General features: G+C 65.7%; 18 protein-coding genes and 1 pseudogene. 7 read left to right on the top strand and 12 right to left on the bottom strand.

What is annotated here, in order from left to right; translation table 11 throughout:
* Nucleotides 1-87: 87 nt before the first annotated feature.
* The 3 genes and pseudogenes from BW981_RS22715 to BW981_RS18405 all read right to left on the bottom strand — a co-directional run.
* A pseudogene (locus BW981_RS22715) lies at nt 88-213 on the bottom strand (SDR family oxidoreductase); the annotation flags it as partial.
* Nucleotides 214-585: 372 nt separating this feature from the next.
* Nucleotides 586-906, bottom strand: coding sequence for a hypothetical protein (locus tag BW981_RS18410; RefSeq protein WP_076441888.1), 321 nt, complete (start codon nt 904-906; stop codon nt 586-588).
* Complete coding sequence (locus tag BW981_RS18405; protein ID WP_076441886.1) at nt 903-1,901, bottom strand: hypothetical protein; 999 nt, start codon at nt 1,899-1,901, stop codon at nt 903-905. The genes BW981_RS18410 and BW981_RS18405 overlap by 4 nt, the downstream gene beginning before the upstream one ends.
* 916 nt (nt 1,902-2,817) lie before the next feature.
* On the opposite strand from BW981_RS18405, the gene BW981_RS18400 reads away from it, so the two are divergent.
* Together BW981_RS18400 and BW981_RS18395 are read left to right on the top strand one after the other, a co-directional pair.
* Complete coding sequence (locus BW981_RS18400) at nt 2,818-3,594, top strand: hypothetical protein (RefSeq protein WP_139333841.1); 777 nt, start codon at nt 2,818-2,820, stop codon at nt 3,592-3,594.
* A gap of 87 nt (nt 3,595-3,681) precedes the next feature.
* Entirely contained in the window at nt 3,682-4,371 is a 690-nt protein-coding gene (locus BW981_RS18395) for a hypothetical protein (protein ID WP_076441882.1), read from the top strand.
* 149 nt (nt 4,372-4,520) lie between these two features.
* Here the strand turns inward: BW981_RS18395 and BW981_RS18390 are convergent, their stop codons facing one another.
* Together BW981_RS18390 and BW981_RS18385 are read right to left on the bottom strand one after the other, a co-directional pair.
* Nucleotides 4,521-5,084 carry a hypothetical protein gene (locus tag BW981_RS18390; protein ID WP_076441880.1) on the bottom strand — a complete coding sequence of 188 codons (564 nt, stop codon included), beginning with the start codon at nt 5,082-5,084 and terminating at the stop codon, nt 4,521-4,523.
* A 36-nt stretch (nt 5,085-5,120) separates the two neighbouring features.
* Nucleotides 5,121-5,420: a hypothetical protein gene (locus tag BW981_RS18385; RefSeq protein WP_076441878.1), complete on the bottom strand. Its 300-nt coding sequence runs from the start codon at nt 5,418-5,420 to the stop codon at nt 5,121-5,123.
* A gap of 186 nt (nt 5,421-5,606) precedes the next feature.
* Here BW981_RS18385 and BW981_RS18380 point away from each other — a divergent pair, with 186 nt between their 5' ends.
* Nucleotides 5,607-6,059 carry a DUF3597 domain-containing protein gene (locus BW981_RS18380; protein WP_076441876.1) on the top strand — a complete coding sequence of 151 codons (453 nt, stop codon included), beginning with the start codon at nt 5,607-5,609 and terminating at the stop codon, nt 6,057-6,059.
* Nucleotides 6,060-6,179: 120 nt separating this feature from the next.
* Complete coding sequence (locus BW981_RS18375) at nt 6,180-6,542, top strand: antibiotic biosynthesis monooxygenase family protein (RefSeq protein ID WP_076441874.1); 363 nt, start codon at nt 6,180-6,182, stop codon at nt 6,540-6,542.
* Between the two features lie 110 nt (nt 6,543-6,652).
* Here the strand turns inward: BW981_RS18375 and BW981_RS18370 are convergent, their stop codons facing one another.
* A complete protein-coding gene (locus tag BW981_RS18370; protein ID WP_076441946.1) occupies nt 6,653-6,964 on the bottom strand; it encodes a YiaA/YiaB family inner membrane protein in 312 nt (103 codons plus the stop codon).
* Nucleotides 6,965-7,009: 45 nt separating this feature from the next.
* The gene (locus BW981_RS18365; protein WP_076441872.1) at nt 7,010-7,702 is read right to left on the bottom strand and encodes a PspA/IM30 family protein; all 693 of its coding nucleotides are present in this window, start codon (nt 7,700-7,702) and stop codon (nt 7,010-7,012) included.
* 103 nt (nt 7,703-7,805) lie between these two features.
* Here BW981_RS18365 and BW981_RS18360 point away from each other — a divergent pair, with 103 nt between their 5' ends.
* Nucleotides 7,806-8,423: a TetR/AcrR family transcriptional regulator gene (locus BW981_RS18360; protein WP_076441870.1), complete on the top strand. Its 618-nt coding sequence runs from the start codon at nt 7,806-7,808 to the stop codon at nt 8,421-8,423.
* A 640-nt stretch (nt 8,424-9,063) separates the two neighbouring features.
* Here BW981_RS18360 and BW981_RS23180 read toward each other — a convergent pair.
* The 3 genes from BW981_RS23180 to BW981_RS18345 form a co-directional block, all read right to left on the bottom strand.
* Nucleotides 9,064-9,489 carry a helix-turn-helix domain-containing protein gene (locus BW981_RS23180; RefSeq protein WP_175624171.1) on the bottom strand — a complete coding sequence of 142 codons (426 nt, stop codon included), beginning with the start codon at nt 9,487-9,489 and terminating at the stop codon, nt 9,064-9,066.
* A gap of 249 nt (nt 9,490-9,738) precedes the next feature.
* A complete protein-coding gene (locus BW981_RS18350; RefSeq protein WP_076441866.1) occupies nt 9,739-10,173 on the bottom strand; it encodes a pseudoazurin in 435 nt (144 codons plus the stop codon).
* A 205-nt stretch (nt 10,174-10,378) separates the two neighbouring features.
* Nucleotides 10,379-10,759: an ArsR/SmtB family transcription factor gene (locus tag BW981_RS18345; RefSeq protein ID WP_076441864.1), complete on the bottom strand. Its 381-nt coding sequence runs from the start codon at nt 10,757-10,759 to the stop codon at nt 10,379-10,381.
* Nucleotides 10,760-11,316: 557 nt separating this feature from the next.
* Here BW981_RS18345 and BW981_RS18340 point away from each other — a divergent pair.
* On the top strand, nt 11,317-12,132 hold the full coding sequence (locus tag BW981_RS18340; protein WP_083712475.1) for a class I SAM-dependent methyltransferase: 816 nt from the start codon (nt 11,317-11,319) through the stop codon (nt 12,130-12,132).
* A gap of 34 nt (nt 12,133-12,166) precedes the next feature.
* Here BW981_RS18340 and pgm read toward each other — a convergent pair whose 3' ends face one another.
* Together pgm and BW981_RS18330 are read right to left on the bottom strand one after the other, a co-directional pair.
* Nucleotides 12,167-13,816 carry a phosphoglucomutase (alpha-D-glucose-1,6-bisphosphate-dependent) gene (pgm, locus tag BW981_RS18335; protein ID WP_076441860.1) on the bottom strand — a complete coding sequence of 550 codons (1,650 nt, stop codon included), beginning with the start codon at nt 13,814-13,816 and terminating at the stop codon, nt 12,167-12,169.
* 320 nt (nt 13,817-14,136) lie between these two features.
* Complete coding sequence (locus BW981_RS18330) at nt 14,137-14,772, bottom strand: thermonuclease family protein (protein WP_139333840.1); 636 nt, start codon at nt 14,770-14,772, stop codon at nt 14,137-14,139.
* Nucleotides 14,773-15,055: 283 nt separating this feature from the next.
* On the opposite strand from BW981_RS18330, the gene BW981_RS18325 reads away from it, so the two are divergent.
* Nucleotides 15,056-16,474 (top strand): mannose-1-phosphate guanylyltransferase/mannose-6-phosphate isomerase, encoded by a 1,419-nt coding sequence (locus BW981_RS18325; protein WP_076441856.1) that lies wholly within the window; start codon nt 15,056-15,058, stop codon nt 16,472-16,474.
* The last annotated feature ends 13 nt before the right edge of the window (nt 16,475-16,487 follow it).

Raw genomic sequence — 16,487 nt, 5'->3', positions numbered from 1 at the left:
TTCCTGGCAAGCCGCCAGGGTCGGCTTGTGGCGCACTCCAGAGCTGCACAGCACGCTCTGGAGTGCGACTGTACCCTGGGATGACGATCAGATCTGCGCCTGCCCGCCATCGACGAACAGCTCGTTCCGGTTGACGAAACTGGCTTCATTGGAGGCGAGGAAGAGAACGGCCTTGGCGATTTCCTCCGGCTCACCGACGCGGCCGAGCGGGATGCCTGGTCCGCCCCAGGTCACGATCTTCAGGGGCTGCCGTCCTTCAGGATGACCGTCCCAGTCCTCGTAGTCGATCTCTGGGAAGGCGGTCTCCTGGACGGCGCGCCAGATGGCCCTCGCGACGTCGGTCGCGCCGATGACGTGGAAGGCTCTTGCCGAGAATTGGCTGACGGGCGACGCCCATCCCCAGGATGGCTTGCCGAGGAAGTCGTCGAGGCCTTGCCTCTGGGGTCTCGCGAGCCAGCATGTGACGCGCTCGAGGCCGCCGACCTTGAGGCCGAAGGCCTCCTCCCTGGTGAGGTACAGGGTCGCGACGTTCACGATTCCCCTTCCTCGCTTCCATCCTCGTCGTCTTCGTCGTCGTCCTCGTCGTCAGCGTCCTCTTCGAAGAACGCGCTGTCGTCCGTGTCGTGCTTGATCCCGGCGCCTTCGAGGGCCCTTGCCGCCGCGTTGCCGCAGCCTGAGTCCGACTCGCTCGTCCTTCAGCGCCCGGCAGAGGGCGGAGAGTTCGGCGAGGTCCTCCGAGAGCGACCCGAACGCCCTCGCGGTCGATTCCTGCAGCATGATGAGCTGGAAGGGGTCGGAGGCGACAGCCGGCAGGGCGACCGGGGGCGCCCTCTCTGGCAGCGCCCGGTACCGCTCCGGCAGCGCCTTGCTGGCCTTGGCCCGGCCGTCGAACGCGGCCGCGATCATGGCGCCCTGCGTGCCGTTGACGATCTCGCCGAGGCGCCCGTTCGCGACGTGGTAGTAGAGCAGGTCGATCCGGTAGTGGATGTCGCTATGGCCCTCCGGGTCCATGACGGCGGCGATCGCCTTGGCCTGCTCGTGGCACAGCAGGAAGACCGAGGTGAGGTCGTAGCTGTGGCCGAGGTGGCGGTAGGCCTGGATCTGGTGCCAGGGGTCGGGGCCCTGAGGCGCAGCTTGCCCTGCAGCTCGCGGACGCGCGGGCGCACCTTGTTGGTGCACTGGCCGCCGATGGCGTGGCCGAGGTCGACGTCGAAGATCCTGATCTGGTCCTCGGTGGCCGTGACTGTGAGATCGAGCGTCGTCGCGAACCGCGTGAAGCGGTTGTCCTTCGAGACGGATTCGATGAACCCGGACGGGATCGCCGCCGGCGCGCCCGCCATCAGGAACAGGCTGTGCTCGTGGCCGTAATAGCGCGGCCAGTTTGGATGCTGGGCGACCGGCCGGCGGTCCTCGGCGGCCTCGGCCCGGGCCTCCGCCGCCTCGGCGCGGGAGACGAGCTGTCCTTTCTCCCAGGCGTCGAAGACGCCGAGGATCTGCCGCAGCAGGACGTCTGCTTCGGGGGTCTCCGACTTGATGACGATCCAACGGACCTGCTGCTGGTTGAGGTAGTACGCCGCTCCGATGGGGCCGCGCGCGCCGGCCTTCCGGTTGGCGTCGCGACGGAGTAGTCCGTTCGAAACCGCGCCACCGTGGCGCGGTTTCGAACGGACTACTCCAAGGGTGCCGGTGACTTCGCCGAGCAGTCGGAGGTTCGCCTCCTGGCGCTTGATGAGCTTGCGGATGTCGCGGTCCTGACCGAAACCCAGCCGATCGGCGAGGTCGTCATCCGTCATGTACGGCACGCCGTCGATGACGTGCAGGCGGTAGCCGTCGTGGGTGAAGAGCGCCGGCTCTATGGCGACTTCGCTCAACGTCTTGGAAGGGGCTTTGGCCTTGGACATCACGCAACTCCTAACTGGCCGAATCAGACCGTTTCACGGGCTGATCCTGCCCTTTTCCGGAGAACATCGCCAGAACGGGAGAGACGGCGTGGTTACCGGGAACGGTCCTGGAGACGGGTTTCGCCGGTCGACTGGACGCCCTTCGAACGACACGCAGCCGACCGGTAGGGAGGCGCGATCCATGGCACATGGAGCGCGCGGGACGAGGCCGTCCAAGGCCGGATTCGACAGGGCAAACGAAGGCCGGCGAGAGCCCGGCTGAGCCCGCCGGGAGGCCCCTCGGAGAGCACGGGGACGAGCGCCAGCGAGGATCAGCGAAGGTGACTGCGGGGTCCGAGAGGACACTGCAGCAACTTTGCGGTATCGTGCCCTCATTCTCCCTCTGTGTCAGACCTCCTACCCCTGGACTCGTCCCCTTTGAGGTCTGAACCGCTAACCCATTGGAAAAGCACGTCGTAGTGCTTCTGCGCAGCCCCTTCCGGCGGGTTCGAGGGATCCCCACCGGCCCGTCGAGGGACCGGACCTCGGCCGTCGTAGGCCCCTTATGGCGAAGCCTGAAAAGTGCCGTTTCAAGGTGATTTTTTCTTCAGATGCCATGCCTCTGGGAAATCACCTGAAAAACGGTGCATCCTAGGCGATTTTAGACGTCTTCCGGCGAAGATTCCCTAGGATTCAGGCTCTCGCAGGGAATCTTGCGAGATCATGGGATTCCCTGGTGTCAAGGAGATTCCGGGGAATCTGTAAGATTGCGGGGAATCTAAGCGATTCCCGGGAATCGTGTCCTAGCAAGGGAATCTTTTTCCGGGACGTTTTCGGCCCGGCCCTTCGGTGCTATGACTCCCGACCTTGTCCCGGCGACCGAGTCGGGGCGCTCGTTGCGGCCTTCGGGTCGTCTGTCGCGTCGGGAGGCATAGCCTTGTTCGCAGAGATGAAGGGCATCGAGGACGTCAAGCGCGCCCGTCGCGCCGCGATGCGGTCGGTCGACTTGATCGACGCCGGCGCGATGAACCCGCAGGAGGTCGACTTCGCCCGCATGCTGTTCGGCGAGACCCAGGCCGAGGAGCGCCTGGCGCCGTTCGGGCTGCTCGACGACGGCGGGATCCTGGACGGCCTCGTGCGCCGGATCGAGGCGATGGTCCTGCTCGAGTACGAGCGCTTCCGTCCCGTGGCGGCCCTGGCCGACCACATCGAGATCCGGCTCCTGGAGCTCCAGGCCGAGCGGGACGACAAGGCCGAGCGTGGGGAGCTTGCGCTTCCCAAGGGCATGCCCCGCCATTCGCCGCGGCCGGAGCGCAAGGACACCGCCGAGCGCAACGCGCGCAACAGCCGCCAGGCCGCGGCGCGGCTCCTGGCCGTGCACCTGTCGCAGCGGGCCCTCTACGAGGGGCTGGGCCGGGCGCTCGAGACCCTGGTCGCCCGGCAGATGGCCGGCGAGTTTCCGAAGGATCCGGTGGCGGCCGACAAGATCGGCCTGCCGCTCGGGCATGGTCCGATCGCCATGGGTGCCGAGCACGTCGCGGCGGCCGACGTCGCGATCGCCCGGTTGCGCAAGCCCCACATGGCGGACCGGCCCCCTCGCGCGGACGTACCCTTCTCGGTCGCGATGGGCTGGGATGCGCCGGCGAAGACGGCGCACGAGCAGATGGCCGATGCCGGCCTTTTCGTCGAGATCCCGCAGCAGGCCGCCGAGTAGCCTGTTTTCAGGCTGTTTCGGCTATTTTCGGCCTGAGAAGCCTGTCACGATCCCGTCCTGCCGATTCGGCTGGCGAGGAGAGAGACCGTGACTGCGCAGAACCTTCCCGAGGCGGCCAAGCCGCGCGTCTTCCATCATGAGGGAAGGCGGCTGTTCCTGATCGACGGCGAGCCGAGGGTCGTCGACGTCGACCTTGCGACCGACCTCGATCGGGAGGGTGGGCGCTACATCAGGAAGCTGATCAAGCGGCATTTGGTCCGCTTGGAGTCCAAGGGCAAGCTCCTGTGTTTTCATGAGAAAGGTGAATTGGGCTATGGTAGCCCAATTGGTTCGGAGATCCTTCCCCTCCTACGTCAGGAGGGGCTGATCGCCTCTACCGGCGTGAAGCCGACGATCGCCTTCTTGAACAAGAGGCAAGCCGGCTGGATCGTGGCCAAGTCCGATACCGATGCTGCCGACGATCTGCTCGAGCAGCTCTTCGATCTTTATTATGCTTGGGAGGCTGGCACCCTGGAGCCGCCGAAGGCGCAGGACGCGCTCCCGCCGCCGGCGGACGAGCCTGCTCGTGGCGATCGCGTCGCGATCCTCAAGGACGGCGTCGCCTACCAGCTCGACGGCGGGGAGCTGAAGGTCGTCTCGACCTTCCTGTGGGACGCCGACCGCCACTGGGGGTCGGACGCGGTGGTCGAGGCGCATCGCTCCCAGCTCATGGCGCTGGGTCCGCTGCCTGTCGCCGATGGCGGCAGGGGCGTCCTCCTCAACCGGTTCCACGTCTAGGTCCTTGGGCTTCTTAGGATCGGACCGACGCGGCCCTCGTCCGGGTCCTGGAGGCGCTGGGCGCCCATATTGACGGCCACCTTGCAACACGAGCGTCGCGCCAAAAGGGCCACCGGTTCTCACCGATGGCCCTGGCCTCTCGTGCTGGATCAGATAACGGGACGCGCCATCCGCCCGGCTGTGTCCGCCTCGCGGACATAAGGATCGGCATTCTCATCGAAACGCGTCCAGCCGGCGGCACGATAATCGGCCTCGCGGGTCGAGCGATCGATCGGCGTCGCGCCATCAAGAATGGCTTGGACGGTGGACTCGTGCTCCTGCTCGGTGCGGACGGAGACGACGGATCCGCCACGGCGAACCGTTTCGGCGTAGTAGTGCGCCTCGTCCTCGTCATGGCCTTCTTTCACGAAGGAACCGACGAGACCGCCGGCGGCGGCGCCCGCGACAGCACCCGCCGCGGTCGAGGCCAGCCAGCCGGCTGCCACGACCGGTCCGATGCCAGGGATCGCGAGAAGGCCCAGGCCGGCCAGCATGCCAGCCGCGCCGCCTACGCCGGCGCCGATGCCGGCGCCTTCGGCGGCGTTGGTCTCGCCGTCGCCATCGCGGCCGACGATGCTGATGTCGCCGCTCGAAACGCCGGCGGCCTCAAGCTGCTCGACGACCGAGCGGGCGGTGGTATGGCTGTCATAGGCGCGGGTGAGGGTACGGGTCATGTCGTTCTCCAGTTTTCGAGGTGCGAGCGGCACGGATCAGTTGCGGGTGATGTTGCCGCGGTAGTCCACGGAGACATTGACCTTCGCGCCCGAGTGGGTCGCCGAGCCCTTCCAGATGCCGTTCTCGTCCTTCTTGAGAGCGCTGACATTGGAGTAGCCGTTGGCTTCGAGCCGGCTCTTGGCCTGGCCTTCGGTGAAGCTGTTGGCGCCCGGGAGCGGGGCGTTCTTGTCCGCGTCGGCCTTCGGCGCGGGCATCGGAGACATCGTCGAAGTCTGGGCCATGGCACCGAAGGACGTGGCGGACGCGATCAGTGTGGCGATGAGCAGCTTCTTCATGGGATCTCCGTTGGCAGGGGCGGCGGTCGCCGCAGTCCCACCCCAACGGCGAATCGGAACGACAGGTTCCGACCCTGATCACGGGCGCGTGAGGAGCGGACCGGCATCGGCGCAGTGCTAAGGGTGTCTCGCCGGAACATGACCGCCCGCAGGCCGTTTCCCCGCTGACTTCAGCAGGAGCATCCCGTGAGCATCTTCGACAGCATTAAGAAGGCCATCTTCGGCGAGGCCAAGGCCGGCACGGCCGCGACGCCTGACGCCGCGCCCGTTCCCGGTGCCGTTGTGCCGCCCTCGACCACCTCGACATCCCCCGCCTCGACGCCGGCCGGCACCGCCGGCGCCGCGTCCACGACCGGGGTGGGATCGGCCTCCCCAGCAGGGACGGTCGACGTCGCCCCGATCTTAGACAAGGCCGTCCAGGACAGCGGGCAGCAGCTGAATTGGAAGACCTCGATCGTCGACCTGATGAAGGCCCTGAAGCTCGACAGCAGCATCGCCGCCCGCAAGGAGCTCGCCCACGAGTTCGGGTACACCGGCGACATCAATGACAGCGCGACGATGAACGTCTGGCTGCACAAGGCCGTCATCAAGAAGCTTTCCGAGAACGGCGGCAGGGTCCCCGCCGACCTGCTCGACTGACCGGCGGCCAGCCGTTCCTTGCGACAGGCCAAAGCCCGCCGTGCGCACGCGGCGGGCTCTTGGTGTGAATGACGGCTTTGCGTCGGCACGTGCGCAGCCGTTCTGAGGTGGAGGAACCAGATGCCGGAAACTACGATCCTGCGCCGATGGGCGTCCCGCATTCGAACGGAAAACCGGGCGGCCTACACCGACTACGTCCGACGAACCGGGGCCGCTGATTACGGCGCCACCGAGGGGAATCTCGGCTTCCAGATGCTGCTGCGGGATCTCGGCGATGGCACCACCGAGGTCGTCACGCTGTCCTGGTGGACGTCGATCGGGGCGATCGAGGCGTTCGCCGGAGAGCGCTGCGAGCTGGCCCGCTACTATCCCGAGGACGACCGCTTCCTGCTGGAGAAGCCGGAGGCGGTCGAGCATTCCGAGGTCGTGATGGGCGGGCTTCCGCGGTCTCAGGAGCCGACGGGCACCTGCTGCCGTTCGTGACAGGGAGGTCCTGTCGGACGCATCGAAATGCCTACTGCGTGAGAATGGATGTCGGAGGTCGCGGGCGCAGGTTCAGGCCAAGACGAGTCGTCATGGGTCGAATGCACCGGCTACCGAGAGAAGCGATCCTGATGCGATGAGTGCCCTCCTGGCGGATTGCCGACATCCATCAACAAACGCTCGGTGCGGGCGTCCTCGATGCGGTTCACCAGACGCGAGGCCTCGTGCATGTCGCGCACCGTCTTGGTCATGGTGACGCAGGACTGGACGAGCATGACCACGCCCATGCCGAGATAGCCCTTGGCCCACCAGTCGAGCGGCAAGAACAGGATGCCGGCGCCGACCATGACGGCCGCGGCGAGGAAGGACGCATAGGTGAAGCTGACCCAAGCACCGCTATGGGGTTGCGAATTCGGGTTCATCATGTGTCTCCGTCGATTTGAGAGAATGGGATCAGTCGGACGTCGTTAGGCGGTCTTGGCGACCTGGCTGCGCAGGCGGGCGAGCACGTCCTCGGCCGTCGGCTTCAACCTTGGGCCGTACCCCCGCGCCGCCAGCTTTTCGGTGACGGAAGCGGTCGCGGCGCCGTCGAGTTCTTCGAGCGCCAGATCCGCCGCTTCGGCCTGCGTCTGCCGCTCGCGCAGGCGTCGCAGCGTCTGCTCGGCATCCGCCAGCGTCGCCTCGTGGGTCTGTGCGCCCTCGACACGGCCGCGCCGCATGTCGCGGACGGCCTCCGAGGCACGCGCCAGGCGGCGGCCGCGATCAAGCTCCGCGATGCGCATCTGCGCCTGGGCGACGTGACGCCGCAGCCTCAGGATCTCGGCGGCGAAGAGCGCCTGCGCCGTAGCGGCGGCATCGCGATCGGCCTCGCGCGCGGCAACTGCTTCCGCCCCTTCATGGGCGAAAAGCTCTTCGCCCGCATCCAGCGCGGCACCGACGCGCAATTCCAGCTCCGCGATCCGCGCCTTGGTGGCGTCGAGGCGGACAGTTTCCTGCTGGTCCTGTGCGATCGCCACCGCGAGCGCCTTCTTGGCGCGGTCGAAGGCGGCGGTTGCGTCGCGGAGTTGCTGATCGAGGATCAGCAGCGCGTTTCGGTCGGCTACAGACTCACCCGCCTCGGCGACGCCGCCACGGAAGAGGGTCACAAACATCTTGAACATGGCTGGCTCCCTGTTATGAACGTTGTTCACGAACACAGAGATGCCACGATTATGAACGACGTTCAAGCAATATTTTGAACGTAGTTCAAGAATGAGAGGAGAGATGGGTAAGACGACAGAACGCCGCGATCGGCAGCGTGAAGCCCTCGTGCTGGCAGCAGAGCAGGCCATCTCGGAAAGAGGGCTCGCGGGCCTGAAGGCGCGCGATCTCGCTGAGGCCATCGGATGCTCGCTGGGTGCGATCTACAATCTCGTGCACGATATGGACGAGCTCGTACTTCGTGTCGGTTCGCGCACGCTGGCGCGGCTAGACGCAGCCTTGGCCGAAGCCACAAGAGGAAGAACACCAGGCTCCGACGGCGATGCGACCGACATGTTAGTCGCGATTGCGTTGACCTATAGCAGCTTCGCTCGCGAGAACCTGCAACTCTGGCGTACTCTGTTCGAGCATCGCATGGCGGAAGGGGCTAGCGTGCCGGAATGGGCGATCACCGAGCAGATGGCGATGTTCCGCTACATCCTGGCGCCACTCCGGGCGCTACAGCCTAGGGCGAGCGAACCGGACCTCACCCTGCTGAGCCGAACCCTGTTCTCGGCGGTCCATGGGGTGGTCGTGCTGGGCCTAGAGGAGAAGTTTGTGGCCGTACCCGCCGCCGCTCTCAACGGCCAGATTGAAGCTCTTGTGCGCGCGATCGGCAAAGGGCTGACGCCGAGCGCATAGCCCCGAAGAATGAGCCTCACCTGCCGAGCGAGCTGCCATGAAGTAATCTGGATCTCGGGCGCGTCCACGCTATACTCAGAAGGCTCAGCAGTTCACATTCGCCTTTCACACAGCAACCCAAGCGGAAGTCGAAAAATCCTTTATAATTCAGTATTTAGGTAGCTCTACTGGAGGCTCGAGTCCTCTCCTGGGCTAATCGCTGAAACGCCTGTGAAGCTGGGACAGTCGGCCCCACAATTGATCAGTCCCCGCCCTCCCCTTTTTTGCCGGTTCAACATCTGATTGATAATGGCGCTTAGCGTCCGATCGATGAGAGAGCGTCGCTTCGTGCGAGTGGCTAAAGGCGGCTCGATAGATTCTCCTCTTGCACGACAGTCCGCACAAAGGTAGGTTACAGACGTCTGCAGGTGTGAGTCTTCGTCCCCGAAATCGATTATATTTCAAACCGTTGATGGCGATCGGGGGTTCAAGTCCCTCTCCCGCTACCACTTCCCTCCCAAGCAAACGAGCGGGCTGGAAGCTGGCACGCTCCGGAATCGCAAGTGAATGCCTGTCGCATTCGCGTGCAGCGCGCTTCGTCTGCTTTCAACGGCGTACAGGTGCTGCGGCGGCTCCTGGCAGCCTCGCCGCAACAACAGCGCTATTTTCGGCTCTTTCCTTTGGCTTTGGCGACGATGGCCGGTTCGTCGGTCAGAGCACCGCGCCGGTCTGCTTTTTCGCCAGGGCTGCCGTCCATGTTTCCCATCATGGAATCGGCTGCGGTCGCGGCATGAGCACGAACGTCGTCGGCATTGGCGACGCGATCCGCTTCTGAATAAGCGGGCCGCGCCTTCCGAAGGCGAACGCCCGGACCCTCGCCATTCTCGGGGACGATCAGCGCGCCTGCCTCGCGGAGGGCCGAGAGGACGGCGTTCAATGTATCTGTGCGACCGCCGACCTGTTCGAGGCCGGCCGCCTCCATGTTGCGAATGGTGCCGATTGCGACCTTGGCGCGAGCGGCCAGGTCCTTCTGCTCCATGCCGAGCAGCGCCCGAGCAGCACGAATTTGATTTCCAGAGACTAACATTTGTCTCTTGTAGTCAAATTCATGCTCTTTAGCAATATCTCAAGGCTCGATATGGTGACCAGGGTCGAGATTCATGACACCCGGCGCCCGATATGGTCCGACGGCATCAGCCCTGCAAGCAGGCGCGCAGCAGGAAGAACGGCCGGAACCCGTCGGACAGGATCGGCGGGCCGCCATAGGCCCGCAGTCGCGGTATCGGTGCCATGGCCTCGAACTCCCGCGGCCGGCCGCGCTTGGATCAGCGGCAGATCACTTCGCCTTCGCCAGCAGGTCGGCCAGAACCGTCCTGGCCTTGCCCGGCGCCTTGGCGGCGACGGTGGTCGCAGCCTCGAGATTGGCCGGCTCGCCAACCACGATCACCGCCACCATGCCCATGCCGTAATGCGGCTTGCAGCGCACGCCGTACACGCCGGCCTGCTTGAACGTCACATCCATCGGCTCGTTCAGCTTGCTGGCGAAGGGCTCAGCCCCGGCCGGCAGCATGTCCGGAATGGTTGCGGCATCATGGCCCTTGTCCGTGGGAACGAACTTGACCGTGTCGCCCGGCGCGATCTTCACCAGGGCTGGCTCGAACACCATCGCACCTGCGGCGCCCTTGTTGAGCATCTTGACCTCGACCTCGGCGGCACTCGCGCCGGTGATCGCCAACGCCATCACGGCGCCGGTGAGAAGGATCCTGAACATCTGCGTCTCCGTTGCGGTTGCGAGCGCATGAGCACTCGCCTCAACGCAGCACTAGACGGTGCGAAGGTTCCCGATATTGCGCTGGCGCAAACGGGGCGAGGGTCGGGATGGCGCGCGGAAGAGGCCCTGCCACAAAGCGATCATGCCGAAAAAATGCGGCCAGCGGTCCCGTCACCGCCGACGCCCTGGGCCGCCCGACCGCTGGTTATGATCCCGCGGCTCCGCCCGAGACGGGGCCGCAATAGATGTCGTAGATCACCGAGATCACGCGTCGCACATCGTCATTGGCGAGGCTGTAATAGACCGCCTTGCCGTCCCGCCTCGTGGCGACGAGCTGATCGAGGCGCAGCCGCGCCAGTTGCTGCGACACCACAGGCTGTCTGAGGCAGAGGAGGTTCTCCAGCTCCGTCACGGTGCGCTCGCGCTCGGCAAGCAGGCAGAGCAGCAGCAGGCGGTTCTCATGCGAGAGCGCCTTCAGAAAATCGCTCGCCTGGCGCGCCTTCCGCTTGAGCTGCAACAGCTCGGGCGGGAAGTCGGCATCGTCGCCCTGTTCGATTCCGGACGCGTTCGGGACGATCGCAGCCATCCTGTCTCCAGCTTCGCGCCTGATTGAGTTCGACCTGCTCCATGCCAGTTGGCAGAGGGCCGGGCAAACCCAAAACAAGCCGGGGGCGAAACTCGGCCACCCGATCGGGGCATGAAGCGCGGTCGAAGGTCGGAAACGAGACGGTAACCAGTCCGGAGCGAAACCCCGGCCCTGCGTCCCGTCCGCGACCAGTCCGGTGGCGATGAGCGTCGAAAGGCCAGCGTGCAAGCGACTTGCGATTTGTCGATCAACGCTCTTGCGTGTACGGTCAAAAAAAAGAATCAGGAGGAAGCAATGCTTATCTGGGTCGGAATCGCCTGGTTATTGTGCGCTGCAGTATTTCTTGAGTTGATCGCACGCGCGCCGGCCCTCGAGTCCTGAGGAATGCTGGGCAGGCGGCGGAGGATGGTCCGACGCCGCAGATGACGGCTCGGGCGAACGGTCGTTGCGGCACAAGAAGTCGTTAGCGCTAGCACCAACTATCGATTGCGCTGGAGGGCAGCGCTCTTCATAGGCTCAAGCGCGGCTTTTTGGCTGTGGTGGCGTTTGGAGAGACCATGTCGATTCTGGCTGTCGATAGCCCCGGCGCGGCCCCTGCGGATCGCAGTTCGCCAAGAGTGGCGAGCCTGTCGCGCTTCATGGCGGCGCGCGAGCCTGGCTGGCATTCCCAATGGGCCTGGGACCATTACGAGGACACCATCATCGCCCTGTCTCGAGACCTCGGCCTGCGCCGCGTCTGCGAGATCGGTGGCGGCCGCGACCCTGCCTTCTCGGCCGATGAAGCCGCGCGGAACGGGTTCGACCTTATCGTCAACGACATCGACCCTGGCGAACTCGCCCTGACGCCCGCAGGGCTCGAAACCGCCTGCTTCGACATCACGGGCGATCTCTCGAAAGCCGAGGTGCGCCCCGGCAGCTACGACCTGATGATCTCGCGCATGGTGTTCGAGCACCTGCATGACGTTCGCAGCGCATGGGGGAACATCCACACGTTGCTCGCACCGGGCGGCGTGGCGCTCGCCTTCTTCCCGACCCTGTGGGCACCGGTCTTCGCGCTGAACCACATCCTTCCGGAAAAGGCGTCGCGCGCCATCGTGCATGCGCTGTTTCCCGCCCGGCGCGATGGCGGCGGCGATCCGAAATTTCCGGCCATCTACGACTGGTGCCGCGGCAATCCCAAGATCCTGACGCCGATGCTCAACGAAGCGGGCTTCGACGATATCCATGTCCAGCCCTTCTGGGGGCACGGCTATTTCGACCGGATGCCCGGCCTGAAGCAGGCGGACCACGCCTTCAACTGGCTCGCCGCCCGGACAGGCACGACCTTCTTCACCACCTACGCCTTCGTGATGGTCCGCAAGGCACGCGATTGAGGGCGTGCGCCGCGATGCGCCGCCTCCGACCCGGTCAAACCGCAGCGAAAGCCTTGCCGACGATCTGCTTCGCCTCGTCTTGAATGCGCGCCAGATGCGCCTCGTCGCGGAAGCTCTCGGCGTAGATCTTGTAGACCTCCTCGGTGCCGGAGGGCCGGGCGGCGAACCAGCCCTCGCCGGTCACGACCTTCAAGCCGCCGATCGGCGCGTCGTTGCCCGGTGCATGGCTCAGGATCGCGGTGATCGGCTCGCCCGCCAGTTCCTTCGTCTCGATCTGGCTGGGGGCGAGGTTCTTCAGCACGGTCTTCTGCGCGGCGGTCGCAGGCGCATCGACGCGCGCATAGCAGGGCTTGCCCAGCTCGGCGGTGAGCGCGTCGTAAAGCACGCCGGGATCGGAGCCGGTTTTCGCGGTGATCTCCGCGGCGAGCAGGCCGAGGATGAGCCCGTCCTTGTCGGTGGTCCAGACCGAGCCGTCCTTGCGCAGGAAGGAGGCACCGGCGCTCTCCTCGCCGGCAAAGCCGAAATCGCCCGAGATCAGCCCGTCCACGAACCATTTGAAGCCGACCGGCACCTCGACCAGCCTGCGGCCAAGCTTGGCTGCGACACGGTCGATGATCGCGCTCGACACCACCGTCTTGCCGATCGCGGCGTCCTTGCGCCAGCCCGGCCGGTTGGCGAAGAGATAGGCGCTCGCCGCCGCGAGATAGTGGTTGGGGTTCATCAGCCCGCTGCTGCGGGTGACGATGCCGTGCCGGTCGGCATCGGTGTCGTTGGCGAAAGCGACGTCGAACCTGTCGCGCATGCCGATCAGGCTCGCCATCGCATAGGGCGAGGAGCAGTCCATGCGGATCTTGCCGTCCCAATCGGCCGTCATGAAGCCGAAGGTCGGGTCGAGTTGCTTGTCGACGATGGTGGCGTTCAGGCGATAGCGGTCGATGATCGGCTGGTAGTAGTCCAGCCCGGCCCCGCCCAGCGGGTCGATGCCGATGGCGACGCCCGCCTGCGCGATCGCCTCCATGTCGACGATGGTGGCGAGATCCGCAACATAGCCGGTGATGTAGTCGTGCCGGCGGACATGCTCGCTTTTCAGCGCCGTCTCGTACGGGATGCGGCTGATGCCGGCCAGTTTCTCGGCGAGGAAGGCATTCGCCTTCTTCTCGATCCAGCCGGTGGCATCGGTATCGGCCGGCCCGCCATGGGGCGGATTGTATTTCAGCCCGCCATCGGCCGGCGGATTATGCGAAGGCGAGATCACGACGCCATCGGCACGGCCGGAGGACCGGCCCCGGTTATGCATCAGGATCGCGTGCGAGATGACAGGGGTCGGGGTGAAGCCGAGCTTCTCGTCGATCATCGTGGTGACGCCGTTCGCGGCGAAGACCTCGAGCACCGTCTCGAAGGCGTTGCGCGAGAGCGCATGGGTGTCGATGCCGAGGAAGAGCGGCCCGTCGGTGCCCTGCTCGCGGCGATACAGGCAGATCGCCTGCGCGATCGCGAGGATATGCGCCTCGTTGAACGACTTCGCGAAGGAGGAGCCGCGATGGCCGGACGTGCCGAAGGCGACCTGCTGGGAGCGCTGGGACGGGTCGGGCTGGTCGAAATAGGCTTTCTGCAACGCCGCGACATCGACGAGCATGGAAGGGTCCAGCCGCTTTCCGGCGTGGGGGCTCACGGTCTCGGTCATGAAGCGTCTCGGGTTGCAGGCCAGCCAATGCTGACGCCGTTATAGACGGCAGTTCTTCTGCACCGCGAGAAAAAAAGCCTGCCCGGCCATGACCGAGGGACAGGCTTCGGCGGCCCGAGCGTTCCGGGCCCGCGATATCAGCCGTCGATCAGCGGCGCCCGATCGGCAAGTTCGAGAAAGATCGCGGCGCAGCCGAGCCAGACGATGCCGAGCGAGATGAGCACGAGAAGACCCCCCGAGAGACGGGAGAGGTCTAGCGCGGCAGGGATTGCTCCCCGGTGGAAGCGATAGCTCGCATTTGAACCATCGGCAAAAATCGCTCAGCGTCCGGCCGGGATGATCGTCCAGCCGCCGCGCCACAGCCCGGCTTTCTCCCTTTTGGCCTCTTCCATGACTTCGGCGAGCCGGGACGCGGAACCATCGGCAGGCCGCGCCCAGCCCCGCCGGACCAGCGCCCTTGCCAGGTCATCATCGGCAGATGCCGCATCCTGCCCAACGCGGCAGTCGGCCGAAAACACGCCCTGCCCCAACGCTCGCCTCGGCCTGCAGATCAGGCTGCGGCCTGAAACCAGATTGTGCAGGGCCGCCCGCGCCTGCAGGCCGCAGGACCAGCGCAGTTCGCCGTCGCGGCAGACATCGCCTGCGGCCGGCCCCTCGACTTCGGCAATCTGCACCACCTCCTCGCCCTGGCGAAACGAGGTGCCGTCGACGGAGCGCAGCGGCAGCGGCGCCTCGAAAGCCGACAGCGCGCTGAGATCGCCCCCGATGCGGCTCTTCTGATCGACGGCGGCCGCTGCCTCGATGCGCTCTATGCGCTTGTCGGTCGCCGGGGCCGGAATAGCCTCAACAGAGCGCGTGACCACCGCCTTCGCAAGGGGGGCCGGACGTTCGTCCAGAGAGGCCAGATCGAAGAGCATGACGATGCAGGCCGCCATTGCCACCACGATGATCGCCACAGGATAAGCCGCGCCCCGGCGGAGAAGCGCCTTGCGCATCCGGACCATGAAAAGCGGTGTCTTCAACGCAGGACCCAGCCTAAATCGCGGCACGCAGAGCGCAGCAGCCCGGTGATGATCTCATACTTTCCGGGCCGCCCGAAAGTGACAATGGCGGGCGGCTCCCCGGCCCGGAAACCTTGATGCCGTTCGCCTCTCGCGCTGCCGACCAAGGCAGGGTAATGGACCGGAGACGTTATGCCCCATTCCGCCCGGCATAGGGCGATCCGGAGCGCCGAGACCGATGCCTTCCCGCCTCATCACACCATTGATCATGGCCGGCGGTGCCGGGACCCGGCTGTGGCCCCTGTCGCGCGACTCGATGCCGAAGCAGTTCATCTCCCTGCTCGACGACGGTCGCTCGACCTTTCAGGCGACGCTGTCACGGGTGACAGGCGAAGGCTTCGACCGCCCCGTCGTCGTCACGAGCAACGATTTCCGTTTCCTGGTGGCGGAGCAGATGCGCGATATGGGCGTGACCGGAGACATCGTGCTGGAGCCGGAACGTCGTGATTCCGCCGCGGCCATCGCGGTCGGCGCGTTGCTGATTTCCCGCCGGGACGAAAAGGCGCTGTGCCTTGCGCTGGCGGCCGATCACGTCATCAATGATGGCGAAGCCTTCCGCCGCGACTGCCGGCGCGCCGCCGATCTGGCGATGGACGGCCCCATCATGACCTTCGGCATCGTCCCCACCGAACCGGCGACCGGCTACGGCTATATCGAGCCGGGCGATGCGATGGGCGTCGAGGGAGCGAGCAAGGTCGCGCGCTTCGTCGAGAAGCCCGATGCGCAGACCGCCCGCGGCTATGTCGAGCAGGGTTTCCTCTGGAACAGCGGAAACTTCGTCTTTGCCGCGGACCGCATGCTCTCGGAGCTGGAAGCCCTGGCACCGGAGGTCCTCGCGGGGGCGGCCAGTGCGCTGGCCGGCGCAATACCGGACCTGGATTTCCTGCGGCTCGACGCCGAAGCCTTCGCCCAGACCAGGAAGGTCTCCATCGACTATGCCGTGATGGAGAAGACGCGGCACGCCGGCGTGCTCCGCGCGAGCTTCGACTGGTCGGACGTCGGCAGCTGGGACTCGCTCCAGGCGATCCGCCCTCAGGACGAAGCCGGAAACGTCCTGGACGGGCCGGTCGTGGCGATCGCGACCCAGGGTTCGCTGATCCGCAGCGACGAGGTCCTGACCGCCGTGATCGGCCTCACGGATGCGGTCGTCGTGGCGACGCGCGATGCCGTGCTCGTGACCACCAAGGCCCGCGCCGGCGAGGTCAAGGGCCTGGTCGAGCGGTTGAAGAAAGAGGGGCGGCGCGAGGCGACGGAGCATCTGCGCATGTACCGTCCCTGGGGCTGGTACCAGCGCATCGATCTCGGCCCGCGCTTCCAAGTGAAGCGCATCACCGTCAAGCCGGGCGGCATGCTCAGCCTGCAGAAGCACTTTCACCGCGCCGAACACTGGGTCGTCGTCTCGGGTACGGCCGAAGTGACGCTGGATGGAACCGTCTCCCATATCCACGAGAACGAGTCGATCTATCTGCCGATCGGGTGCACACACCGCCTCGCCAATCCGGGCAAGATTCCGCTCGAGCTGATCGAGGTTCAGGTCGGCTCCTACACGGGGGAAGACGACATCGTGCGGATCGAGGACGTCTACAGCCGCGCCTGACGAGCACTGCGGG

Source organism: Allobosea sp. TND4EK4 (assembly GCF_900156025.1).
In the GTDB taxonomy this organism is placed as follows: Bacteria; Pseudomonadota; Alphaproteobacteria; order Rhizobiales; family Beijerinckiaceae; genus Allobosea.
Note: the sequence above shows the minus strand (reverse complement) of the source record. Positions and strands in the feature narration are given on the sequence as shown.